The sequence below is a fragment of the Ohtaekwangia sp. genome (genome assembly GCF_036568665.1).
Taxonomy (GTDB): Bacteria; Bacteroidota; Bacteroidia; order Cytophagales; family Cyclobacteriaceae; genus Ohtaekwangia.
Genome location: NZ_DATCSD010000334.1, coordinates 16,714 through 42,224 on the forward strand (window position 1 = coordinate 16,714; position 25,511 = coordinate 42,224).

General features: G+C 44.4%; 22 protein-coding genes. 7 read left to right on the forward strand and 15 right to left on the reverse strand.

Translation table 11 applies throughout. The annotated features are described in order from the left end of the window. The first annotated feature begins 24 nt into the window (after positions 1–24). Complete coding sequence (locus tag VIN08_RS18835) at positions 25–516, forward strand: hypothetical protein (RefSeq protein WP_331968142.1); 492 nt, start codon at positions 25–27, stop codon at positions 514–516. 23 nt (positions 517–539) lie between these two features. Here VIN08_RS18835 and VIN08_RS18840 read toward each other — a convergent pair whose 3' ends face one another. The 8 genes from VIN08_RS18840 to VIN08_RS18875 all read right to left on the reverse strand — a co-directional run bounded on the left by VIN08_RS18840 (position 540) and on the right by VIN08_RS18875 (position 9,891). Beyond that, a complete protein-coding gene (locus tag VIN08_RS18840) occupies positions 540–1,796 on the reverse strand; it encodes a 7TM-DISM domain-containing protein (RefSeq protein ID WP_331968144.1) in 1,257 nt (418 codons plus the stop codon). Between the two features lie 347 nt (positions 1,797–2,143). Beyond that, positions 2,144–2,605 carry a hypothetical protein gene (locus tag VIN08_RS18845; protein ID WP_331968146.1) on the reverse strand — a complete coding sequence of 154 codons (462 nt, stop codon included), beginning with the start codon at positions 2,603–2,605 and terminating at the stop codon, positions 2,144–2,146. 71 nt (positions 2,606–2,676) lie between these two features. Further along, on the reverse strand, positions 2,677–4,233 hold the full coding sequence (locus VIN08_RS18850) for a helicase HerA-like domain-containing protein (protein ID WP_331968148.1): 1,557 nt from the start codon (positions 4,231–4,233) through the stop codon (positions 2,677–2,679). Positions 4,234–4,360: 127 nt separating this feature from the next. Next, positions 4,361–5,281: a DUF3078 domain-containing protein gene (locus tag VIN08_RS18855; protein WP_331968150.1), complete on the reverse strand. Its 921-nt coding sequence runs from the start codon at positions 5,279–5,281 to the stop codon at positions 4,361–4,363. Between the two features lie 52 nt (positions 5,282–5,333). Beyond that, the gene (locus VIN08_RS18860; RefSeq protein ID WP_245840463.1) at positions 5,334–5,747 is read right to left on the reverse strand and encodes a response regulator; all 414 of its coding nucleotides are present in this window, start codon (positions 5,745–5,747) and stop codon (positions 5,334–5,336) included. 133 nt (positions 5,748–5,880) lie between these two features. Then, positions 5,881–7,758 carry a LysM peptidoglycan-binding domain-containing protein gene (locus VIN08_RS18865; protein ID WP_331968155.1) on the reverse strand — a complete coding sequence of 626 codons (1,878 nt, stop codon included), beginning with the start codon at positions 7,756–7,758 and terminating at the stop codon, positions 5,881–5,883. 21 nt (positions 7,759–7,779) lie between these two features. Beyond that, positions 7,780–8,421, reverse strand: coding sequence for an O-methyltransferase (locus VIN08_RS18870; RefSeq protein ID WP_331968157.1), 642 nt, complete (start codon positions 8,419–8,421; stop codon positions 7,780–7,782). A 192-nt stretch (positions 8,422–8,613) separates the two neighbouring features. Further along, a complete protein-coding gene (locus VIN08_RS18875) occupies positions 8,614–9,891 on the reverse strand; it encodes a pitrilysin family protein (protein ID WP_331968159.1) in 1,278 nt (425 codons plus the stop codon). Positions 9,892–10,254: 363 nt separating this feature from the next. On the opposite strand from VIN08_RS18875, the gene VIN08_RS18880 reads away from it, so the two are divergent. Then, positions 10,255–10,506 (forward strand): hypothetical protein, encoded by a 252-nt coding sequence (locus VIN08_RS18880; RefSeq protein WP_331968161.1) that lies wholly within the window; start codon positions 10,255–10,257, stop codon positions 10,504–10,506. A gap of 124 nt (positions 10,507–10,630) precedes the next feature. Here VIN08_RS18880 and VIN08_RS18885 read toward each other — a convergent pair whose 3' ends face one another. The 7 genes from VIN08_RS18885 to VIN08_RS18915 form a co-directional block, all read right to left on the reverse strand. After that, the gene (locus tag VIN08_RS18885) at positions 10,631–11,494 is read right to left on the reverse strand and encodes a nucleoside phosphorylase (protein WP_331968163.1); all 864 of its coding nucleotides are present in this window, start codon (positions 11,492–11,494) and stop codon (positions 10,631–10,633) included. Between the two features lie 64 nt (positions 11,495–11,558). Further along, the gene (locus VIN08_RS18890; protein WP_331968165.1) at positions 11,559–12,197 is read right to left on the reverse strand and encodes a NeuD/PglB/VioB family sugar acetyltransferase; all 639 of its coding nucleotides are present in this window, start codon (positions 12,195–12,197) and stop codon (positions 11,559–11,561) included. A gap of 53 nt (positions 12,198–12,250) precedes the next feature. Further along, positions 12,251–13,528 (reverse strand): hypothetical protein, encoded by a 1,278-nt coding sequence (locus VIN08_RS18895; RefSeq protein ID WP_331968166.1) that lies wholly within the window; start codon positions 13,526–13,528, stop codon positions 12,251–12,253. Beyond that, the gene (locus VIN08_RS18900; protein ID WP_331968168.1) at positions 13,525–14,814 is read right to left on the reverse strand and encodes a DUF2851 family protein; all 1,290 of its coding nucleotides are present in this window, start codon (positions 14,812–14,814) and stop codon (positions 13,525–13,527) included. The genes VIN08_RS18895 and VIN08_RS18900 overlap by 4 nt, the downstream gene beginning before the upstream one ends. A 104-nt stretch (positions 14,815–14,918) precedes the next feature. Further along, a complete protein-coding gene (gene pyrF, locus VIN08_RS18905) occupies positions 14,919–15,731 on the reverse strand; it encodes an orotidine-5'-phosphate decarboxylase (RefSeq protein WP_331968170.1) in 813 nt (270 codons plus the stop codon). Between the two features lie 122 nt (positions 15,732–15,853). Further along, the gene (locus VIN08_RS18910) at positions 15,854–16,465 is read right to left on the reverse strand and encodes an outer membrane lipoprotein carrier protein LolA (protein ID WP_331968172.1); all 612 of its coding nucleotides are present in this window, start codon (positions 16,463–16,465) and stop codon (positions 15,854–15,856) included. A 59-nt stretch (positions 16,466–16,524) separates the two neighbouring features. Further along, a complete protein-coding gene (locus VIN08_RS18915) occupies positions 16,525–19,014 on the reverse strand; it encodes a DNA translocase FtsK (RefSeq protein WP_331968174.1) in 2,490 nt (829 codons plus the stop codon). 141 nt (positions 19,015–19,155) lie between these two features. Here VIN08_RS18915 and VIN08_RS18920 point away from each other — a divergent pair, with 141 nt between their 5' ends. From VIN08_RS18920 to VIN08_RS18940, 5 genes are all read left to right on the forward strand, one after another. After that, a complete protein-coding gene (locus tag VIN08_RS18920) occupies positions 19,156–22,629 on the forward strand; it encodes a sensor histidine kinase (RefSeq protein ID WP_331968177.1) in 3,474 nt (1,157 codons plus the stop codon). A gap of 41 nt (positions 22,630–22,670) precedes the next feature. Further along, positions 22,671–23,306, forward strand: coding sequence for a response regulator transcription factor (locus VIN08_RS18925; protein ID WP_331968179.1), 636 nt, complete (start codon positions 22,671–22,673; stop codon positions 23,304–23,306). 362 nt (positions 23,307–23,668) lie between these two features. Then, positions 23,669–24,013 carry a lipocalin family protein gene (locus tag VIN08_RS18930; protein WP_331968182.1) on the forward strand — a complete coding sequence of 115 codons (345 nt, stop codon included), beginning with the start codon at positions 23,669–23,671 and terminating at the stop codon, positions 24,011–24,013. 43 nt (positions 24,014–24,056) lie between these two features. Further along, positions 24,057–24,683, forward strand: a complete 627-nt coding sequence (locus VIN08_RS18935; RefSeq protein ID WP_331968185.1) for a porin family protein — start codon at positions 24,057–24,059, stop codon at positions 24,681–24,683. Positions 24,684–24,723: 40 nt separating this feature from the next. Next, positions 24,724–25,511: hypothetical protein (locus VIN08_RS18940; RefSeq protein WP_331968187.1), on the forward strand; the 788-nt coding region annotated here is incomplete at its 3' end.

Consider the following 25,511-nt stretch of genomic DNA (forward strand, 5'->3'; position numbering starts at 1 on the left):
CCATCGGGTATACCCACCATTTCATTGAAGCCAGACTTCGCAGAGAAGTCGCGGTATAAAACAGCTCCTAAAACAACGGTTAAGCTAACAGACCTTTTAAAGGTTGAACCGAAAAAAGAACAGACTGCTGCCAACGAAGTAAAGGCAGAAGTAAATGAACCGTTCACACCCCAACAATTGCAGGCTGCGTGGAATGACTTTGCTGAACTACGGAAAAAATTCCAGGCGGAATATCAACTGCTGGGTCAGCCGTATGAGTTCAAAGACAATGTAGTAACGGTACATCTGCACAACACCGTGCAGGAAATGATGTTCAATGGTTTTCGCCTGGAGCTCTCTGCGTTTGTACGCGAAAAACTGAAGAACAACGTTCTCCAGATTGTTGGTGAACTACGCGAAGTGGAGGAAACCGGAAGAGTACTTTATACCAACCGCGATAAATTCGATTATCTGGCAGAGAAGAATCCGATCTTAAAAGAACTAAAAGACCGGCTGGGTCTTGATACTGACTATTAACAAGCTATACTATATATAGCTTGTTACCGGTTGTTCTTGAACAGATCATCATACGTGAGCACATCACTTCTTCTGCGCTTACTTTTCAATATGCCTAACTGGAAGAACAGCCCTATCGCTGTTAGCAGAAAGATTACCAGGTAGCCGGTGCTTAAGAATATATAGTTATAGCCAAAGGTTGTATTATAGGCGAGTATATCATACCCGAATATAACGATACCGGTAACTATACCTCCCATCAAAAACCATGAGCCGGAGTGATCGATCATCAGCGCACGCATAATCAATACTCCGGCATATAGCACGGCTATACCGGCTACGGCTAAATATAGCGTGATCCACTGCGAGAATATAATGACAGGTGTAAAGAGAGTATAGATTATGAAGAGACCATTGAGTATAACAATGGCATAGGTTACAAGCGGGTTACTCAGCTTTCGCAATACGAAGTGAAGAAAAAGCGTAGCCCACACAATAGCAAAGTAAAGCGTGAAGTATTCTACCCGCACCAGCAACTGCCAGTTTATATTCGGATAAAAAACTACTACAGGGTATAGATTGGAAAACATGCAACGCACAGCCCATGTAAGGCTGAGTAAAGCAAAGAACAACACTTCTTTCTGCTTCCTCGCAAAGTATATAACCAGGAAAGCTATACCAGCCATGCAGAGTATAAATGACTCCACTACATTAATGGTTACTGACCGGGAAACATGCCGTGTTATACGGGTTGCATCGCCCAGCAGGATAGGGTCTTTAGCGCCTCCCTTGTGATGATAAAAATTAGCAATCTGTAAAACGATGGAGAGTGTATCTTTCGCGTTAACCGAGAACGTTGTGGTTTGATATACCCATTTAGGCAGTGTGGTTTCTTTCGTTGTGCCTACCGTGCCGGCAGAAGCAACCTTTAAACCATTTACCCATAATGTATAGCTGCAATATAATTGCGGTATTTCTAATGCAAGTTTGCGAATAGAGTCCGGCACCAGTACGCGTAAAGCGTATGTAGCATATTCTGTTTGATTTTTATCCGAAGAAGACTCTCCCCATATAGCCGGGAAGAAATGATCCATACCTCGTGTGCTATATACTTGATCCGGAGAAACGAGTTGATTTTCGTAAAAGGTCCAATAGCCGGAGAGCGCTAAATTCTTTTCCCGGAAGTTCCACTTCCTGGCGTCCAGTAAACCAGCTTCTGCTCTGATGATATTTTGTGAGATCCCTTGTCCGGCCAGACAGACGAATACAAGCGCCAAACAAAGACGATTAAACCATGCCATACACGATCAATAGGTTACGAGTTTTAAAAAATAAGAGTGGAGGCGGGACAGCAGAGTTACTCTCTCCTACTGTTAGCAATGGTTTTTAATCGTAGTAAATGTACCAAAAGAATGCATTCGATTTCACCAGCATGCTGGCTTTTATTTTAGAGCATTCAAAATATGCGATCCAACGCTATTCAGCGATGACGAATACCGGATAAATCAGGTACTCGGAAAGTATAGTATATAACAAATACTTTATTTGTAACCGTAGAAGAGACACTTGCGGAGGATCGCAACTGCACTTTATAATACAACGGTGTGCCTAGCGCATAGCAGGGCCATAGCAGCTATACATGCTAATATCACTCATCATCTTCTACAAACAGTCCCCAGCCATCGCCTTCCTTAGGTGACTTATGAAATGTTTTAATCCAATCTCTGAACAACAACCGAAAAGCTTCGATCTCCTTTCGCAATAGTCGCAAATACTCTTCGGGCAATACTTCTTCAAATATTAAAGAGGCTGTTTGTGTAAGCAGGCTGCGCGCGTGGATCTTAATAATGGTAGCATTTTCCATTTTCATGATAAAGTCATCCATAGCTTCTGCCCCGGCAATCTTGGCAGGGATAACAATGGAGTCTTCCAGCATAATATTGCTGTGAATCATTTTTACTTCTTCATCATCGATGGAATCAATGATACGCCTTGTCAGATCACGAATCTCTTCTGCCTTCTGAAATATAGGCAATGCTTCCATTCGCTTCCGCTCCTTCTCCGGATCATAATCGGAGTCGTCCATTTCATCATCATCATCATTCCACATCGTGTATTCTGTTAGCGTTAATACCTGTTATATACTATATATGCTCGGCTATATATAGCATCGCATTCCTGTTAAAAGAAACCACCGCTGCGCTTGCGTGAACTTCTGCGCGTAGTCGTGGTTGTGCCAAAGAGCATTCCGAAAACACCACGCACCAACTCTCGGCCTACCTGTCTGGCAACAGGCGAAGACATTACCTCTTCCAGCGTTGATTTCTCTTGCCTGCGTGAAGCGGTTCGTTTGGGAGTGGCTGCTTTTTCTTCCTGCTCCTCCTCTGCTTGTTGCATGCGCTCGCCCAATATTTCAAAAGCGCTTTGGGGGTCTACAGCATCTTTATACTTCTTATACAGGTCAGAGTTATTCAGCAGATCTTTATACTCGCTTTCGCTGAGCGGTCCCATAAACGAAGCGGGTGGTGCCAGGTGCGTTACTACCGTTTCAGTTGGGATACCCTTCTCGTTTAACACGGTAATAAAAGCCTGGCCGGTGCCAAGCTGTGTAAACTGTTGTTCCATATCATAGAACTCCGACTTGGGAAAAGTCTTGATAGTCTCTTTCAACGCCTTTACGTCATTCGGAGTAAATGCGCGAATAACATGATGTACTCTGTTACCAAGCTGCGCCAATACCGATGGCGGCACATCTTGTGTAAGCTGTGTGCAGAAAAATATACCTACACCTTTCGAGCGGATCAAACGCACTACCTGATCTATCTGATCGAGAAATGCCTTTGGTGCATCTTTGAAAAGTAAATGAGCTTCATCAAGAAAGAAGATCAGTTTAGGTTTATCAAGATCGCCTGCTTCAGGAAGGCGCTGGTATATTTCGGCCAGCAAGGCCAGCATGAAGGTTGAAAATATAGCAGGCTGCGATTGTATATCCGATACATTCAACAGACTGATCACGCCTTTACCATCTACTTTTTCGAAGAGATCTTCTACATCGAAGGATGTTTCTCCGAATATCTGGTCAACACCTTGTTGCTCCAGCGAAACGATTTTACGAAGTATAGTACTCGCTGTGGCAGATGATATTTTTCCATAATCACTTTTTATTTCGGCAGCACCCGGACCTTCCGTCAGGTAGTTCAATACTTTCTTCAAATCATTGAAGTCAACAATGGGCAGGTTCTTATCATCGGCATACTTGAAGAGTATATTTAGCACACCAGACTGTGTATCGTTCAACTCCAGTATTTTGGTAAGCAATACCGGTCCAAACTCTGTAACCGTAGCGCGCATCTGCGCACCCAGCTTACCACTTAAAGAGTATATCTCTACCGGAAATGCAGTGGGTGCATAATCGATACCCAAGGCACGCGAGCGTTCCTGTATCTTATCATTCACAGCACCTTCTTTTGCTATACCCGACAAGTCGCCTTTCATATCCGGCATAAACACCGGAACGCCTGCTGCCGACAATTGCTCGGCAAGCAATTGCAGTGTTCGCGTTTTACCAGACCCTGTTGCACCGGTAACTAATCCGTGGCGATTCATCATCCGCATGGGCAGATGTACTTTTGCCTCTGCTATAATTTCATTATCACAAACACCGGCTCCGAGGTATATGGAAGGGAGGTTTGTGGTGTATGATTTTAAAATCGCGTCTTTAAATTTTTCGTTGGGCATAGTAGTAGTCTGTTTTATGGCTGGGCAACACAGGCGTGCTGCTTCTGTAATGCAAGTTAAAATTATAGCGGAACGTAAATGAAAAAGGCCCGAACTTTTCGAGCCTTTCCGCTATAGAATATAAATGCTACTTAGGGTCTTCGTAATTCTGGAATGTATAGGCGAACCCGAAGTTAAAGAGCTGGCTAACCTGCGCACCACTGTCCTGATCATAATCGTATAGTAAGATACCCCCGAGGCTTACAGTAATGAATTTATTTACTTTAGATGTAAGCATCAGATCAAGGCGATGGTCGATCGTTTTCAACTGCAATGTTTCGTAATTGGCAAACATAACGTAACGCCATTTCAGGTTTACATTCTTGAATATCTCTTTATCAAACTCTGCGAGGAGTTGAAAGGCGAGCCACTCAAAACGTGTAGTCTTGGTTGAGTCTACACCATACGGTTCGGGACCTACGGTGCGAGTAAAACGTGTAGGATCTTTTACAATAGTAACACGCGGTGCAAAAGGCGACAGGCGTACTTTGAAATAATTGGTAGGATGATATTCAGCACCCCATGCAGAAGTAATAAAGGCAGGTGCGAGTATATCGGATATAATAAGCCTCTGCTCTACACCGGCTGCATCGTTTTCATATTTATACCCTTTGGAGAATTGTGAGAGAAAGTTGAGTGATGTAAAAAGATCCCAGTTCTTATTGAGTGCATGACCATATTTGGTATCGAGATACATGCGATCTAATGTTTTACGAAAGCCCTGCCCAGAGTTGTTTACAAATCCATATAGCAGGTCTATCTCGTTATCCCATTTCGATTTACCCTTCGCATAATTCGCTTTGTAGTTAACCAATGAATTGAAGCCAACGGAATTTATACCTCCTCCCTTCCAGTTAGATGAAAAGGAGGCCTGGTTAAAGTTCAACCCGAAACTAAATTTCTTATGCCAGTGTGAAAGTGTATCAGGCTTGATGATCTGTGCCTGTGCAGACGATGCTGCGAAAAGTATTAAAGCAACAACAACAGTTAGAACAATCTTTTCTTTCATGCTTTAGGGGTTTTACTACCAAAACTAGGTCTTAAAACCCAAACAATGAAATCTAGATGTTGTTCAGTTTTATTTCATCCAGTGCTACTTCTGTCAGTGGTTTGGTTATGAATTTGATAACGTGATTGTTGTTTACGATCTTATCAATATCGCGTTTGTTATCGGAGCTTGAGAGTATAATTACCTTGCACTTGTTTCTTACCAGTTCATTGAATTTTTCAAATTCATACAAGAATACAAATCCATCCACGATCGGCATGTTGATGTCGAGGAAGATGAGACTGGGCAGATTTTCAGGAACATTCTGGTTCTCGCGCAGATAGTCTAACGCAGCCTTACCGGATCCCTTCACTTCTACGCGTTTGGCGAACCTTGTAATTTCAATGATACGCTTACTGATAAAATTATCAGTGTCGTTATCATCTACGAGCATTACAAGATCAATAGCTTTTATGTCTGTTTGCATTCAATAATCAATAATTCAGTCCACACATCCGATTTCACGAAACACAAAAATATTCTTTTTTAGAATATTTGGGAACGAGGTTAACAAATTCCGGTAGAGAAGTAATAAATAGAAAGAAAAAAAGTAAAAAAGCCTATTTGGCCTGCTGCTTTACCTTCAGCTTTTCTCCAACCGCGAGCGTGAAATCCTTTTTGTTATTCCACTCCATTAGTTCTTTGATGGTAACACCATATTGCCGTGCTATACTATAAAGTGTGTCTGTAGCTTTTACCTGGTGTTCAATTTCAGTGACCTTATCAGATGTTACAACACTATTTTCAATCGGTTGAGTCTCAGAAAGCTTTAACACCTGACCTGGCCGAATGTTCTCCTGCAAGTTAAGATTGTTAGCATTCACCAGGTCCATCACACCCATATCATATTGCCGGGCAATCGCATATAGCGTCTCTCCCTGTTGCACAGTATGGGTTGTTGGCCGCTGCTGAACGACTACTTCTTTGATTTGTTGTATTACAGTATCTGCGGGTGGAGGTACCGTTACTTTAGCTTGTAAGGTTTTAGAAGAATCTACAGCTTCCGGCATTTTTACAGGTATAACAGGCTCGGGCTGTGCTACAGGTGGCTCAACCACCACAGGCGCAGGCTTGGTAACGATCAGAGCTGGTTGTGTTGCGGCCTGCGTCTCTGCAGGATCAACACTCCATGCAAATGTTTGCGCATTGTCAACTTGTATAACTTCTGTTGGAGTAACCGTTTTTTCTGGAGCTGAATTTTTAGGCTTGCGCGATGACAACCACACTGTCATGCCTGGCTTGAGTTCTTCATCTGAATCTACCCTGTTATAGCGCTTCAGCTTTTTTATCTGCACACCGTACTGTTGACTAATGCTCCATAAATTATCACCTACCATGACTGTGTGATAGGCCGTAGCAGCACGTGCACGTTTCTTTCCGAGCAGATAAAAGTGTCCGCCCTTTACCTGGTCTGATACAGATATATCATTCCATTTCAAGAATGCTGATAACTCAACACCGGCACGCGCAGCAAGTTGTGTTGGCGTTTCACCGGCCACTGCTTCAAGTGCCGTTATACCATTGATCTTTTTTCTGACATCTTTACCTGAAGAAGCCAGCTTCGATTCACCACTCTTCTTGGCACTCGCATCGCCCGCTTTTGCCAGCACGGCATTCTCGGGTAATTTCAAGTCGGCAATATTTCCTTTTACAGGAATCATCACAGCATATATACGATCATCCGGTATCGTTCCACTCTTTACCCATTTGTTATAGATAACAAGATCTGCTTCATCTACTGATACTTCTTTCGCGAGGTCTGCCAGCGTTTTCTTATTTTGATTCTGATACGACACTACCTGTACTTGCCCCTGACCTTTTATAGTTTCTTCGAAGGCTACTTTATGGGCCAGGTATTTCTTTACATACCAATAAGTCTTGCTGGTGATCTCTATATTCTTTTCACCGCTCTTGCTATCCTTCTCACTGCGCAGCACAGCACCGGCTCCCATCTGGTAAGCCTGCAAGGCATAGAGCCAGTTATTGAAGTATACATTATTCTTTTTGATGTAGCGGGCCGCTGCTCGCGATGACGAAACTATATTCATTCGCTCGTCTATTTCCTTATCAACGCGAAGGCCCATTTCCATTGCCGTAAAATCTTTGAACTGCCAGAAACCAACAGCTTTGGAAACAGATATAGCATCGGCTATCAACGCGCTTTCCTGCAGCACGAGATATTTAAAATCATCGGGCACATTTTCTTCAGCGAAGATTTTCTCGATGATAGGGAAATATGTTTTGGCCCGCTCCACTTTTATATTGTGGTGCTTGGGCGATGCTGTTAATGCATCTACATCTTTCTGAATTTCCCTGCGTGCATCATCGCGGATAGTAAGCGTCATATCCGCGAACTGCATCTTGTGCGGTACCTGAGGTGTCTGCGCTGCTACGGTAAACTGAACCGCAAAAAATAGCGCGAAGATTGATCTCATCATGCTAAGAGAGGTTAAAAAGTTTTACAAAGATACTTTTCTCATCAACATAATACCATCCCTGATCGGTAGAAGTACATTTTCAACCCGCGGATCATCCTGAATCTTTTTATTAAAGTCCAGAATAGCACGAGTATCCTTATCAGGCTTTGCATTCAATACCTTGCCGCTCCACAAAACATTATCAGCCATAATAAATCCACCCGGGCGAACCTTATCAATCACCTGGTCGAAATACAAGCTATAGCGTTCCTTATCAGCGTCAATAAAAACAAGATCGAAAGTCTCCTGCATTTCCGGTATAATGACGGCTGCATTGCCGATACGATAATCAATTTTCTTACCAAGTTCAGAGGCAGCAAAGTATGCGCGCACGCGATCTTCCAGCTCTTCGTTTATATCCAGTGTTATCAGTTTGCCATCTTCCTGCAATCCTTCTGCGAGGCACAAGGCTGAGTAACCGGTATAGGTACCAATCTCCAGAATACACGATGGCCTGATCATGTGACTGATCATCGACAACACACGGCCCTGCAAGTGCCCCGACAACATGCGCGGCATTAATACTTTGGCATGTGTATCGCGATCTATTTTCTTTAGCAAAGAAGGTTCAACGGATGTATGATGCTCTGCGTATGCTTGTATTTGTTCGTTGATGAGATCCATGCTTATTCGTTCGTTAAAAGTCGGAAGACCGAAAGTCCCGGAGTTCGAAAGATAGCGAGACGATAAGTAAAATCGAAGAGATGTATTGGCGCGTGGTATCGCTATATATACTTCAATCAGCAATACTACACACGTTCATCTCTGCTTTCAATCCTTCCGGACTTCCCATCTTCCGGACTTTTCAGACTTCCTTTACTTCACTTTCTTCCCCTCCACTTTCGTAGACTTCTTATTGCCATTCTCCGGCACCATGGTAAGATAGCTGAGCCTGCGCTCATCAAATATATCTTGTGCTACCTGTTGTAATCTTAACGCATCGGTGGCATCAATCGTATCGAACACTTCTTCCAATTCGGGTACACGGTTATAGAGCAATACGCTGCGCCCCATCATTAGCATGAGACTAAGATTATTTTCTTCCGACATCGCGAGTTGTCCTTTGATCTGCTCTTTTGCTGCTGCCAGTTGTGATTTCGACAGTGGCTTATCACAAAAACGGTTCAGCTCTTTCTTCACCAGGTTTATACATTTATCCAGTTGCTTGGGTTCTGTACCAAAGAAAACGGCAAACATGCCGGTATCAGAATAAGGTATATAGTGCGCATCTACAGAATACACCAAGCCATAACGTTCGCGAAGTGACAAGTTCAGTCGCGAATTCATACCAGGACCACCAAGTATATTTACCAGTAAATATAGGGGGATACGATCGGCATGACGTATCGGGTAAGCTTCCCCCCCTATAGCGCATTTGGCTTGTTTAACGATGCGCTCTAACACCTGGTACTCCGGCTTGTATGAAGAAAATTTTCTACGTTTGCCATTGAGCTGGTGCGTCTTGAAATTCTCCAGGTATTTTTTTGCCAGGCGTTCTGCTTCATCGCGCGATACATCGCCTACAATAGAGAAAACTATTTTTCGGGTATTAATATGCTCCTTGAAAAAAGTAGTAAAATCCTTCTTTTGAAAACCATTTATAGTCTCTTCTCTCCCCAGTATATTCATACCCATGGGGTGATTTTTATACACAATCGATTCGAACTCATCTTGCAGCGACTCATCCGGACTATCGAGATACATTGCCATTTCTTCGAGTATAACACCACGCTCTTTCTCCAACTCTTTCTCCGGAAAGATGGAATAGAATGTTATATCACTCAGTAAATCTACTGCACGCTCAAAGTACTCTTTACGAACAGAAGCATAGAAGGCGATCTTCTCTTTATCGGTATAGGCGTTAAGTTCGCCTCCCACAGAATCGAGGCTGCTGATGATATCGAGTGTCTTTCTTTTGCGTGTGCCTTTAAAGGCCATGTGCTCCCAGAAGTGCGCAATACCCTGGTTTACTAGTGTTTCATCTCTGCTACCAATATCCAATACCAATCCACAATGCACTATAGCAGAAGTTGTTACTCTTCTATGCACCACGCGCAATCCATTGGAAAGCGTAAAAACTGTACAATCTCTCATATAAAATTCCCGTACGAAGTTAATCTTTTTAAAAGCGAGCTCCTCCAAAAAGATGAGCCCTTCTGAATCCATAAACACAAATTTCAGGGCGAATCGCTCATCACATGCCAACATGACGGATGTTTTAACTTCTTTCTAAAAGAATCACCCAAGCACTCTGTTTTTGTAATCCACAGTCCAACTTGCCACATATTTGCAGCGCAATTCTCTTGCCTGCACTGTCATTTTTTCCTTGTGTGGTTTTATTCGTCCCACCCGCGGACATATTCGCTCGCCAACGGTCGGGGCTTTGGGGACAATCCGGGTTTTAAGTAAAATTCACAAACAATTAACTGGCATATCGATTGTAAAAATGTACGCATTATGGACACACATAAAGTAAGAACCTGCTTCACGATCACCTTCACGGACGAACAGTATACCCGTGCCAAGTATTATGTTGAAGACATGAAACGCCACCCGAACCGGATTTTCTGGAAGGGAAAGGAAGGTAAATCGGATGACGAACTGATTATTGAACAGATCGCACACCGGATTCTGTCTGGCTTTTATAACGATGATCCGCTCACGGCTGGCAAGCACATTATGCGGATGGACAGTACAGTTGGTTTGTAGTGCTTCTTCAGCGCGGTATATCTGTTCGGCTACGGGATAATAGTTACCTGTAGCCGCAACAACCTATACTATATCTATACCCGGTATAGCCAGGATACTATCTAATCACGTGTAAATGTATTGACTATATCCTGTCGAGCACTTTCCTGATGAGTGCATCAATGACTTTATTGGGATCTTTCGAAAATTTATTCTTGATGCGATTGGCAATGATCGCGTTTACGCTTAGCACTTCGTGGCCGAGCAAACGAGCCATGGCATAATAGCCAGCTGTTTCCATTTCAAAATTTGTTAACCAGAAATCGCTGCTCTTGTTGTGATAGTAATTCAATTCTTCTAGCAGCTTCGGAAATTTTATAGGAGTTCGCAGTGAGCGTCCTTGTGGCGCGTAGAACCCAGGAGTTGTTACGGTGTTCCCTACAATCATGTCATCACCGAATTGTTCCAGCAGTGTTTCAGAGCCCTTTACCACGTAAGGCATAAACGGAACACTTGTCTTCTTTTGAATATCGCGAGCTATTTCTTCTTCGGCTTCCGTCATCTCCAGGTTATAGAACGCCATCAGGTTATCAAGTCCTACGGAGTAATCGGTTACAAGGTGAGAATCCAGCGGTACATCATCCTGCAGCGCACCCGATGTGCCAATGCGAATGATCTTTAATTTCTTCTTCCGGTTTTTTACTTCGCGTGTTTTCAGATCGATATTTACCAGTGCATCCAGCTCCGTCATGAGTATCTCAATGTTATCGGTGCCCATGCCCGTGCTCATCACGGTAACGCGTTTACCTTTATAGGTACCTACCTGTGTGATGAACTCGCGCTTGTTCATCTCAAACTCTATATCATCAAAATGTTCGCTCACGCGGTACACTCTTCCGGGATCGCCCACAGTAATGATAATGTCCGATAAATGTTTAGGTAATAAACTGAGGTGATAAACACTCCCGTCTTTATTCAGGATCAGATCTGTTTCCGAAATTTTAGGCATAGTACCAGGGGGGTGAATATTACCGGTTAACGAGACGGCTCAATAATATACTATATATTCTTTTCTAGCTATTTACTTTCTGAGCAGGATTACCAAAAACAGTTTCTCCGGCTTTCACAGGAGCTATAACCACCGAACCGGCTCCTACTCTGGAACCTTTGCCAATCGTTATACCCGACACAACCGTTACGCCCGAACCGATAAACACTTCGTCTTCTATTTCTGCTCCGGCACTAATTATACTTCCGGCACCAATCTGCACAAAATCACCAAGCTTTACTTCAGCTCCCAGTATAGCACCGGCATGCAGCAGACAATGATTACCTACGCTTGCTCCGGCCCCGATTTTTACTCCCTGGTCGATAAAATTACCATGGCCCATATCCGAAGATGAAGCCACGATCGCAGAAGGATGAATACCGTTTACCGGTTGTACATGGCGCACTTCCTGCAGCATTTTAACAAGGTTCTTGCGCAATTTGTTATCGTCTTCTGCTACAAATGCCTCGCACTTTTTTCCGATCAGTTTAAGATAACCATCGTCATCCGTGCTGCCCATTACGGTAACATTATCGATCTCTGTGTTGTGTAGTTTCTTGTCGTCATCGAGAAAACAATAAACGACATTGGCGTTGGCTTCAAAAATTTCTTTAGCCGCGCGGCCGAGATGATTCGCGCCAAAAATGATCACTGGATTCTCCATAGACAAATTAAAAGAATGACAAAGGTAGATTGAAGGGTTCTACCGAACAACACTCAACGCCACGATCTTTGCACGAATGCACACAACTTGTTAAGCAAAGGATTGTTGATCGTGATCAATAAAAAGAAAAATGGTAAAAAACCCACCCTGTATCGTGACAATGTACCGAAGTTGGGCGTAGAAAGTGCCAGAAAAATGCAGAGCAAGACAATATATACTGCAGCCGAGAAGATCAGCAACCTGTATTTAGAGTTCACCATGTGTTTCCACTGCGCAAGAGCCATGATGAATAGCACCAGCATACCAAGATTTTCCAAAGCTACCAGTAGCTGCATTACATTATGCGCTTCCCACAGAAACGGTCTGAACAACCCGGAGGCTAATGCTTTCGGTGAATAGAAGGCTATACTCGAAGCACGAGGCGTGAGGTGCTCATACACAATGCGATCTTCCGGTGGTGATGCCGCAGCAAAGGCTCTATAATTTTCTACAATTACTCCGAGGAAACGCTCCGGGTAAAAATTAGGATGCACCACACTCGCTATATAGAGCGGCACCGTAAACACCACCAGCCAGATGAGCAAGGTAAATTGCCAGCGATGTATAGCAGTGAAACGAGGAAGTAAAATACGCTTTACAATGAGCCCGGTAATGGTTACCGGCAGAAACACCGCGAGATAATAATACTTCAGGCTCCATAAGAGCCACAACGCCAGCGGTACCAGCGGCCAGTGCCATAGTTTGACGGGGTGCTTCATCCACGCTTTGAGAAACACCGCGGTAATAAAATATACCGATGCCATCGCTATACTTTCTTTAATAACTCCGGATGACCAGAAAACAGCAGATGGCAAAAACAAAAACGCTCCTATAGCAGGCAACGCTATAGAATCTATACGACTCAGTTGTTTTACTAGGAACCATGCTCCTGAAAATGCCACGAACGAAAGGTATAGGGAAACCAGCCAGTAATTATCGGCACACAACAGGCAAAAGATGCTGGTAATTTTACTCATAAAGAGTGCGCGAGGCTCCTGAAGATACAGACTCTTAACGATGAGATACGCATCGTTTCCATTCCAGAGAAATTTTATATAGGCTTCCGCATCGCTTCGCGCTACATTAGCCAGTGCCGAACCATCTTTATAGTAGGCAAACGTATCGCCAATGTTATAGTAGTATATATACAGAAGCCCCAGGGCTATACCACAAAATAATTTCAACACAAGCGCAGGCCAGTATACTTTGCGCAGCAGCGATTCTTCCTGCCTCCACAGCATAAATGCGATAGACCCTATAACAAGTATATTGGCGACTGTTGTAACGATCATGTAACCGGCTTGAGCAAAGACGCTCCAATGTTGCAATCTAAACATCTATGCTTAGAACAAAAACAGGTAAATAATTCAATAGCAGCCTGCGAGTCGAAGGCGGTGAGTGTTTTTATACCTAACGCCTGCCATCGGCTTACGATGCTATTGGACTCGGAAGGTACTGCCTGCAATATGGTGATGGCCCTGTCGATATAGGCCTGATCATCCTTCAGCTTTCCATATGCAGCCAGCAACGGCACTACGGTGTTCACTATAATATTATCGATACTCATCTCTCCGAGCCACGGAATTTCTTCGCGTGACAGCTTACCGGGTTGATAGTGCTGGCGCCAGTAGGGCGACTGTTGTGCTACAAAGAGCTGTTTCAGTTCCGGATATGTTTCGGCTTCCAGAATTTTACTGACTATATTTTTCTGATGCAGCAACAATGCTGCAAACTGCGCCAGCCGAATGGTCGGAAAATTAGCAGGACGCAGCCGAAGAAAACGCCACTGTGCTTTGCTCAGCTTGCGCTCGTGCAATGAAAACTTATGGCTGAGAAATATATACTCCCGTTTCAACATTGATAGATAATCATCGCCATGTATTTTGTCATCATCCAGGAAGCCTGCTTGACCGAAGAGCAACGCTTCTATACTCACCGCAGCATCGGCATGCTTTAGTAATACTTTGTAAGGAAGATTTTGTGCAAGCTGCAGAAACGGATCGGCATTTATCTTGAAACCAAAATTCTTCGCGAGCATCTGGTAACACGTTTCCTCCCAATGCTGCTGATTTTGTTTTAGCAGATCGAATACGACAGATGCTTTTCGCTGCAATCGCTCTGCTAAAGCTTTATCCATCATGGAGAGTATAACAATTCCCGAAACTGCCGGGAGTGACGATGCACAGGGAATTTCTTCGGGGTTGCCTGCGAGTTTTTTATAGCGGAAGATCAACTCCTGGTCTACACGGTTCTTCAACTCGAGTGTAGGCAACAACGTGCCATCATTACGCATTGCCGGCTTGTTATTACTCCATACTACATGCAGTATAACATTATTATAGGCCGCGTCCTGCTCATGCCGGTGATCGATCCAGCCTGAAGCATCTATATGTATTTCTACGCTACCCACCCAATCTATATCACCAATGCGAATACGTGCCTGCTCAAAATCAGGACCAGCATGCGTGTTTTTATAGCCGGGATGGAAAATATATACCGGCTCGCCATCGCTGGTGGTTAATGTATGTTTATTAAAATATTGAAACTGCCAGAGGTAGTGAAGGAAAGATTCAGACATCGGAGTATATGTATCAGCTAACAAACTCCGATTTACAACTTTGCCATTTGCAGGTCAATCACCCAATTGGGAGATATATAGTCCTTCTTATACCAAAATATACATCACAAATATTTCTGCAAATATACCTCCATGCTCTCCTGCACTTTTTTCGCTTCTTCTTCGGCACATGCAGCGAAATCTTTTTCGGCAGAAGCGTAAATGATAGCGCGCGCGGAGTTTACTAACAAACCGCATTGCTTGTTCATACCAAATTTCGAAACCATTTCCAGGTCACCGCCCTGTGCACCAACACCCGGCACGAGGAAGAAATGTTCCGATGCCAGCGCGCGTATACTCTGCATCTTGTCTGCTTGTGTAGCGCCCACTACATACATCAACTGATCGGGTGTTCCCCATTGCTGCGACTTCAGTATAACCGTTTCGTATAGCTTGCGCCCGTTGGATTCGAGCAACTGAAAATCGTTGCTCCCGGGATTGGATGTGTGTGCCAGCAAAATTACCCAGCGATCTTTAAACTCTAGAAAGGGCTTTACCGAATCTTCGCCCATATAGGGGGCAACAGTTACCGAATCAAAATTCATTTGTTCGAAGAATGCCCGCGCGTATAGTGAAGATGTATTGCCGATATCGCCCCGCTTGGCATCGGCAATGGTAAATATATTTTTCGGTATATAGTCTAGTGTTTTCTGCAGGCTTTCCCACCCTTTCGGCCCCAGGGCTTCATAGAATGCTATATTTGGTTTATAGGCAACGGTATATTTGTGCGTAGCATCAATGATCTGTTTGTTGAACTCGAACACCGGATCGCCTGCGCCTAACAGGTGCTTCGGAATTTTCTGAAGATCGGTATCAAGCCCTACGCAGAGGTAGGATTTCTTTTTTGTAATCTGCTCAAAAAGTTGTGATCGGTTCATGAATGGGCCGTTGATATATACATTAAACTTGCGCGCAAAGGTAAATACGTTTAAAAACAAAAGAAGCAACCTTGTTCAGGCTGCTTCCTTTTTTTAAGAATTATTTCTTGTATCATTCTATATTAGCGCAGATCAATAATTTCTACGCCTGGATATTTCTTTGGATCGAATGCAAAGTAGCTGTCTTCAATCTTTACGTTCGGAGTAAACTTGCTGATGGTATACTTGTACTTGTTACCACCTTTGTCGAACATCGTCCAGCTTTGAATGCTTTTATCTTTCTTGGTGATGAACATCTTGATCTTGAAAAACTGAGCATCTTTCTTTTCGGGCACCAGGTCAATTTCTTCGCAGAGTACGCCACCTTCTGTTTTATCCTGCAGGTAGAGATACTTGAATCCTTTTTTATAGATGTCGTAAATCTTGGATGGGTTTACATCTTCCGAGTTAGGATCATAATTATCAATGTTGACTTCTTTTGCCTCCGGCAGGTACGTCCACACGGTAGATCCGTTATTAATTACTTCTTGTTCCGGTAACGACAGGCGGAACTTATCACCTTTCACTGTGATCTTGCCTTTAAATTCCTCGTTCACTTTTTCAACATCGTTGGTCAGTACATACGAAATGTTCGCCTCAAAAGACGGGATGGCTTTGTATTTTTTACTCATGGCATCCAGTGACTGAAGTGCTTTCGGATCGTACTGCGCTGATGCTGAAATCACCAAAATCATCGCGCAAAGGGCTAAAATCGACTTTTTCATTCCTTGTTAACTTAAAAATGTCTGCAAAGTTAAAATTGATTGTGTTTTTCTTTCAATGCAGTCAATAATTGTTCCAAACTCATCTCATCTTTAATGAGAACTTCACGCGCTTTGCTCCCCTCAAATGCCCCTACAATACCCGCAGCTTCCAACTGATCGATCAAACGTCCTGCACGGTTATAGCCTAATTTTAATTTTCGTTGTATCAGTGAAGTACTTCCCTGCTGGTGCATGACAATGAGTCGCGCGGCATCTTCGAACAGTGCATCCCGGTCAGACAGATCTACATCAGCAACGCCACCTTCATCATCGCCCTCGTATTCCGGCAACATATAGGCCGAATCGTAACCACGCTGTGAGCCGATGAACTCTACTACTTTTTCAATTTCCGGTGTATCTACAAAAGGACATTGTAAACGAATAACATCGGAGCCGGAAGAGAGCAACATATCACCCTGCCCCACCAGTTGATCAGCACCGCCTGCATCGAGAATAGTACGCGAGTCTACTTTAGAAGTAACGCGGAATGACAGACGTGCCGGGAAGTTCGCTTTGATCACACCGGTAATTACGTTTACCGAAGGACGCTGCGTAGCAACCACCAGGTGTATACCTATCGCACGGGCGAGCTGTGCTAGACGTGCAATGGGCGTTTCAACTTCTTTACCGGCTGTCATCATCAAGTCAGCAAGCTCATCGATCACCAATACTATATACGGCAAGAATCTGTGGCCTTCTTTCGGATTGAGCTTACGCGCCACAAACTTGGCGTTATACTCTTTCAGATTTCGGGCACCGGCATCCTTCAAAATCTCGTAACGATTTTCCATCTCGATACAAAGTGAGTTGAGGGTATGCACAACCTTCTTCGTATCAGTAATAATTGCTTCTTCGCTGTTAGGAAGTTTCGCGAGGTAATGTCGTTCAATCTTACTGAAGAGCGACATCTCTACTTTCTTCGGATCGACTAGCACAAATTTGAGCTGCGATGGATGACGCTTATATAATAGAGAAGCGAGTATAACATTCAACCCTACAGATTTACCCTGACCGGTAGCACCCGCCACCAGCAAGTGTGGCATCTTGGCCAGATCGATCACCAGCACTTCGTTGGAGATCGTTTTACCCATCGCCACCGGAAGTTCTTTATCGGTTTTGGCAAATGCCTGCGAAGCAAACACCGAGCGAATGCTCACCATCTCGCGGTTTTTGTTCGGCACTTCTATACCAATGGTTCCCTTACCCGGTATAGGCGCAATGATACGTATACCCAGTGCCGACAAGCTCAGCGCTATATCATCTTCCAGATTTTTGATACGTGATATTTTTATACCGGCATCCGGCACAATTTCGTATAGGGTTACCGTGGGGCCAATCGTTGCCTTGATGCTTTGTATACCGATCTTGAAGTTTACCAGCGTAGCAACGATCTTATCTTTATTCTGGTTGAGTTCTTCCTGGCTTACGCCTGCTTTACCGGAATCATATTCATTGAGTAACTCGAGCGTAGGAAATTTAAAATTGCTGAGATCCAGTGTAGGATCATAAACGCCCTGTTCGGCTACAAGCTTTTCGGCAAGCTCGTCCGTCTCCAGTGTTTCTTCAATAATAAACTCGGGCTCTTCCTTCTTTACAGGCTCGGCAATCTCTACTTCCAGTTTTACTTCCTTCACCGGCTTAACAGGTTCTACCGGAGGCTTTACTAACAGAACGGGCTCTGCTATTTTCTCATCTTCTTTTTTCTCTTCCTTCTTCTCACCTTTCTTCAGTTCAGGCCAGTTGTCTTTCTCATCCGTATATTCAGAAGCTGTGGCAGCATTATCGATGGCAGGATTCTCGTCATCGAGAATAGCATCGTTGCCCATTGGCTTGGGATCTTTTGGTTGAAAGAGTGGTATAGCCGTTACGTTGAAATAGAAAATGATAAATACAAAAAGCGAAAGGATCAGAATCAGAAATGTGCCCCAGCCAAACATACTCTCGCTTAACTCTGCAAGGCGAAGACCAAATCCGCCCCCGAGAAAACTCCACTCGCTTACACCTTCATTAATAAAGATCATATAACCGAGCAACAGGCAAAGCCATATACCGGAGAAAATCGAGAATATGGTATAGGAAAAAATTCTCAACAACTCTTTATTGAACACAACCTTAAAACCTACAATGAAAAGGAACGGAGGTATAAAGAATGCCGAGATACCAAACCAGCGGCTGATAAAATAATCAGAGATCACTGCGCCATAATATCCCAGCCAGTTTTCAATTCCTTTACCCGATTCGATGACCGATGCATTATCCTGCGGATGAATGATATCATAATCGGCTGTCCACGTGAAGAGGAACGAGAACAACGCGAGGAATAAATACACACCCGCGATCATAAGGAAGAAGCCCGTTGCCAGTTTGAAGCGCGGATCTTTTAAAAACGACAGATCTACTTTTGACTTAGAAGATGCCTTGCCTTTTTTTTCCTTTTCCGGTTTCTTAAATGTATTTGATTTATATGTGTTCTGTGCCATGCTCTGATTCCCGCAAAACTAAATAAAAACCATGAAAATGAGGTACGAATTACGTATGACCAGCGTGCTAAATTGCATTCTGTCAAAACCTTGTCTGCTTCAGTTCGTAATTCATCGCGCTAATGACTAACTTTCTCAGTTGTGAGACCCCTCGTTACTTTTATCCTGCTCTGGTTGTCTGCTTTCCTGGCGAAAGGTCAGTACTATTATCACTTTGAAACGATCACAGAGCAGCACGGATTGTCTGACAACCGCGTTACTTGTTTTTTGAAAGATCGCACCGGCTTTATGTGGATCGGCACAGCCAATGGTCTGAACCGCTACGATGGCTTTCAATTCAGAATATACCGCCCGGGCAATAAGCACTTCACTATTTCGCACGAGCGCATCAACGCGATCGAGCAAGATCAACAGGGAAGATTATGGATTGCCACCTGGAACGGACTCAACGTACTGAATACTGAAAAAGACAGTCTCTACATCTTCACATCCTCATCGCCTGTAACAGCACAGAACCATGCGCTGGGCAACGCATTGATCTGGGATGTATATGCCGATACACAAAGTCGTATCTGGATTGCTCCCGATGCACGCGATCTCTGTTACTACGATATAGCAACCGGAACGTTCAATTGTTTTCCGTGGAGAGAGTTTGTTCACACAGCATTACCCGGCAGATCGATCGGCTCACACACCACCATTAAAAAGATTGCGCGTAAATCCGATCATGAACTTTGGCTGGGCACAACGGCCGGGCTATTCAGTTTTGATACTCGCAAAAATACATTTGCCTATCACGGAGGCGAAGATGTAGCCGATTTCATTGCACTATATTATGCTGAGAAACAGCAGCGCATCTTCTTCGGGCAAAACAAACTATATGTATACCGCACAGAAAACAACCGGCTGAATGAGATCCATCCGCAGTCGGGGAAGAAATATACTCCCGGCCATGCCGATATGATCATGTTGCCGACTGCCAACGGGTTGTGGCGCATTGATCCGGATACTGAAGAAGCAGCACCTTTACTGACCGATGATACCGATCCGCTCAGCATGCAACGCGAGTCCATCACCGATATATTTACCAATGAAGGCATCACGTGGGTGGGCACCTCGGCAGGTATAAAAGTACACGATCAGCACACCGACCTGTTTTCGTTCACCCCTATATTTACGGATACACCCACACCTTCAGCCGGAAGTATACATCACGTGCTGGATGAAGACGATGACGATCTATACTATATCAGCTCACATACGCATAACGTGTGGATCACCGTAAACAAAGCCAGTGGCGAAACAAAACCAGTCACCTCGATCGACCGAAAACCCCTCACCCGTTGTTCGTATACTTTTGAAGACTCCCGTCACCGCCTGTGGGTATTGACCAACCGGTATATATTTGTTTCGGATACCACCCATCAGCACTTTACTACGTTTCCGTTTCCGCAGCAAAATGAAGAATATCTTTTCAACGAGATGACCGAAGATGCCGAAGGTAACTTCTGGTTTGCTTCCATGCGCTTGGGTGTATTTCGCTATATACCGGCCAAACATGAATGGCGATTGCTCACTGAAAAAGAGGACGGTCTCATTGCCTCGCGGCCTACTGCTTTACTATCAGACCCCAAGCATCACGCAGTATGGATTGGTGACTATGGCACCGGCATATCACAATACGATTTGAAGACACGAAAATTTACCAGCTATAGCACAGTAGCGCAAAATGCGCATAACCTACGGTCATCGCTGATAAATGATCTGGCTGCCGATAACCAGGGAAATATATGGATCGCTACAACCTCCGGAGGCGTGAGTAAATTTTCGTATAACGCCTCCGTTGGCAAGAGTATAACAACCTATTCCATTGAAACGGGCTTGCCGGAGAATACAATCCACGCGGTGCAGGCCGACCATCGCGGCAACATCTGGCTGGCTACTTTTAAAGGACTTACCTGCATCAGCACCGATGGAAAAATTTTGCATCACTACGACAAGACCAATGGTTTACCTTTTGCCAATCTCACCAGCGCTATTACGCGAAGCAGCACCGGAGAACTATTAACCGGTGCCGGAAATGGCTTTATCAAATTTCATCCAGATAGCTTAGTACAACGGTCGGGGAAGTTTCCGGTGGTAATCACGCGAGCGCAGCTAGGCGATAGTATATTTACCGGGTTATCGCAACCAGTATTCTCGCATCGTAAAAACGAATTGATGGTAGAGTTTGCTGCCCTTACCTATACTCTATCGCAGCAGGTACGCTACTACTATAAACTGAACGGTTTTGATAACGACTGGATTGAAGCCGGCAACAACCATCACGCACACTATATTAACCTGGGCGATGGTATATATACCTTCGAAGTAAAAGCAGTTGATCCCAGCGGCAAGGCATCATCCAACATTGCGTCCATTTATTTCACGATCAAGCCTCCCTTCTGGAAAGACTGGTGGTTCATTGCTATAGCCGTAAGTTTTGCAGGCTATGGTATATATTCCTGGATCATCACACTGCAACGCAAGCTCACAGCACAAAAAATACTCAACCAGTTTGCTACCTCACTCTTCCACAAGAACACGGTGAATGATGTATTCTGGACGGTGGCTATCAACTGTGTTGAGCTGCTCAAGTTTGAAGATTGCGTAGTATACCTCATGGTGCATGAGAGCGAAACGCTGATACAGAAAGCAGCAGCCGGCCCCAAAAGCCTGGAGCCCTTCCGGGTTTCTAACCCTATAGAAGTAGAATTGGGACAAGGTATAGTAGGTACCGTTGCCAAAACCGGAAGAGCGGAAATCATTCCGGACACAGCCAAAGACAGGCGCTATATAGTAGATGACCAGGTGCGATTATCAGAGCTTACTGTTCCCATTATCGTAGATGGAAAAGTGTTTGGTATCATTGACTCCGAACATCCGAAGAAAAATTTCTATAAACGCTGGCACTTGAATATGGTGCAGGAAATTGCTGCGATCTGCAGTGCCAAGATCAGCCGCTATTTTGTAGAAGAACAAATCCGCAGTAAAGTAGCGCGCGACCTGCACGATGATATGGGCTCTACGCTATCGAGCATCAAGATCATGAGCAACATTGCCCTGGAGAAACGCGAAACAGAAGCAGCACAACATTGCCTGCGATCGATCCGCGAGAATGCTGCGCTGATGCAGGAAAGCATGAGCGATATAGTGTGGGCCATTAACCCGGAAAATGATTCACTGGAAAAAGTAATTATCCGCATGAAAGAGTTTACGGCCGAAATTCTTGAACCGCTGGATATATACTATGAGTTTATAGAAGACGGAGATTTTGCAACGGCACGGCTGGATCTGAACGTGCGAAAAGATTTTTATCTCATCTTTAAAGAAGCCATCAACAATGCAGCAAAATATAGCCGGTGTAAAAAACTGATCGTGCACCTGACGCGCTTTGCCCAGGGCATCCGCCTGCGTATAAGCGATGATGGCATTGGTTTCGACAAAGATATTATCTCGCAGGGCAACGGATTAAAGAATATGCGCTATCGCGCTGAGACCATTCACGCGGTTTTACAGATCGAATCCGTACCTCAGGAAGGCACCAGTATCTTCCTTCGGATACCGCTCACATAATCAGGGTATATGACTGACGGGCCGATCCGCTAAATTGCGTTGTGGCAATCCGACTTCTTTTATATGAGGACAATCCGCAATTACGCGAGAGTGTAAGTGCGTTGATTTCCCTTTCTCCCGATTTCAATCTCGTATCGAGCTTTGGCGAAGTAACACGTGTGGAGCAACAGGTAAAAAACCTGCAACCTGAAGTGATCCTCATGGATATAGACCTGCCCGGCATGAACGGCATTGAAGCGGTGAAGCGCATACGCGCGTTCGACTCATCTGTATATATACTTATGCTCACCGTGTTTGACGATAACAAGCACGTGCTCGATGCTATCTGTGCAGGAGCTTCCGGCTACCTGTTAAAGAAATACTTACCCGAAAAACTGATCGAGGCTATACACGAAGTAATGAATGGCGGAGCGCCCATGAGCCCCGGTATAGCACGCCTCGTGGTAGCACAACTGCAACAATTGCCGGCCGACCAGGCCAACCGTTATCAGCTTACCGCACGTGAGAAAGAAATTCTCGCGAGTCTTTCCAAAGGAAACAGTTACAAGTTAATCGCTGCGCACTTCTCCATCAGCATAGATACTGTGCGCACTCACATCAAACATATATACGAAAAGCTCCAGGTGCGTAGTCAGACTGAAGCCGTATCAAAAGCCATCAACGAGAAACTGGTATAGTATAATTGTACTATACAACACGTAAAATTTACGCTCACATTTTCGTGTGATGCAAGTACCTCTTTGCATCTGCTACCTTCGCCCATCGGCTTTTAAGAAGTTATGTACGCGCAAAGACCCTCTCTCTTTTTAGTTATTGCAAACATATACTGCATGGCCGTCAGGTTAATGGTATATATACACACTTATATAGTATAGCCATGAAACACACCTGATCGTGTCAGTTGCAGCTGGATATAGTTTTGAGTAATTAGAATACTGTGCGTATGATAAAAAAAATATTAATTGTTGCGTTGGCTTTAGCAACTGTTGGTTCGGCTTCAGTATCCTGTTCGGAAAATATTCCGGACTGCCCCTCGAGGATGTGTATTGCTGCCGGTGGTTGGAAACTTACAGAGGTATATATCGATGGTGAAAAAGACATCGCCTCTGATCTGAGTCAATACAGGTTGACCCTGACTAGCCCCTCTCCAGCCACCGACACCACATCCTCCTTTAGCCGGATCCAGGTTAGCGGTAAAACAGATTCCGGCAACTGGTCTATCAAAAACAACAATACCATTCTTCAGTTAATCCCCTCCGATGCTTCCAAAGAAGAATGGATCATTGAAAGCCTCACGCCCCGCAAGCTCGTATTGATCATCCATCGTGATACAAGTATAAAAGAAGGTCCTTCAACTATAGAGTTTGTGCTGGAGCCTTATTGATCACTTGTTGGTATCATTTTGAACTTCTACTACTCTACCTGTCATGAAAAAAATATTTACCCTTCTCCTTATAGCAACTCCATTGTTGCTTCAGGCGCAATTCTATATCGGAGCCAAAGCAGGCACTACACTCTCCAACTATAAAACCAAAACACCGTGGAAAGAAGTATCAAACTTCGGTTTCAGTTTTGGCGCCACCAGCTTCAAACAGCTCAACACTAATTTCGGTTTACAAGTCGATCTGCAGTTTACCCAGAAAGGATACTACCATAAAGTATGCAACACCATTACCGATCAGCTTAAGGCCAACTACCTGGAAATACCGATCATGATCGACTATGGATTCATCATTCCATCGCTCGATAATTTTAAGGCCCATCTCACACTGGGTATATATACTGCCTATTGGATAAGCGGTAAATATAAAATGCAAGGCTTCGACCAGTCGAGCGAAAATTTTGATTTCAGCAAGAGCAACGCTTCCCGGTTTGATATTGGCCCCAACGCTGGCGGACGCATTGAGTATATATTGAAGAATGGAAGTTTATCGCTCGACTTCCGCTATGAAATGGGATTGCTGGATTTGCAGAAGCAGGCAAACGATAATACGCGTAATACAAACCGTGCACTGCTGGTAAGCTTAAGTTACCTGAAACCCATCGGAAACTGATACGATAAATTTTATCTGATCACCGTAAAAAACACTCTCTATGCAAAAACTATACGCGCTTGCATTCACGTTACTGGCAGCCGCTATATATATACCTGCAGCCGCACAATCTAACGACCACCGGCTGGATGCTTATGATGTGGAATACAATGTAGACCGCATTGCCCATTCCAATGGCTACACCATGCTGATGGGGTCTGGCATACAACAGGCAGGAGCCTATACCGGATGTGGTGTAGAACTGGACGCAACCACGGCAGCACTGGCAAGCGACATGCCGGCAATTAGCGGGCAAGTGGCCTCTGTCATTTCCGATGGACAAGGCGGCTGGTATATAGGAGGCTATATCGATGCGGTGGACAACGTACCTGTCGGAAATCTCATCCACATTAAAGCAGATAAAACACTGGATGCCAGCTTCACGCCCAAGCCAAGCGGATATGTAAGTGCGCTGGCGTTAGCAGGAACAACCCTATATATCGGGGGTATATTTGACCAGGTGTATGGTCAAGACAGAAATTCTATTGCAGCCATTAATCTCTCTACGGGAACATTACTGCCGTGGAATCCTAACGCCAACAGTTTTGTACGCGCGATTGAAATATCCGGAACAACTATATATGTAGGCGGAGAATTTACTTCCATTGGAGGCCAGCCCCGCTCACGCCTCGCTGCACTGGATGCTACCACAGGACTTGCTACCAGTTGGGCACCTGCGGTAGACTATATTATTATGTCAATGGCTGTGCAAAGTTCTACCAATACCATTTTTATTGGAGGATTTTTTGATAGCGCAGGAGGTCAGGTCAGAAATGGATTAGCACAACT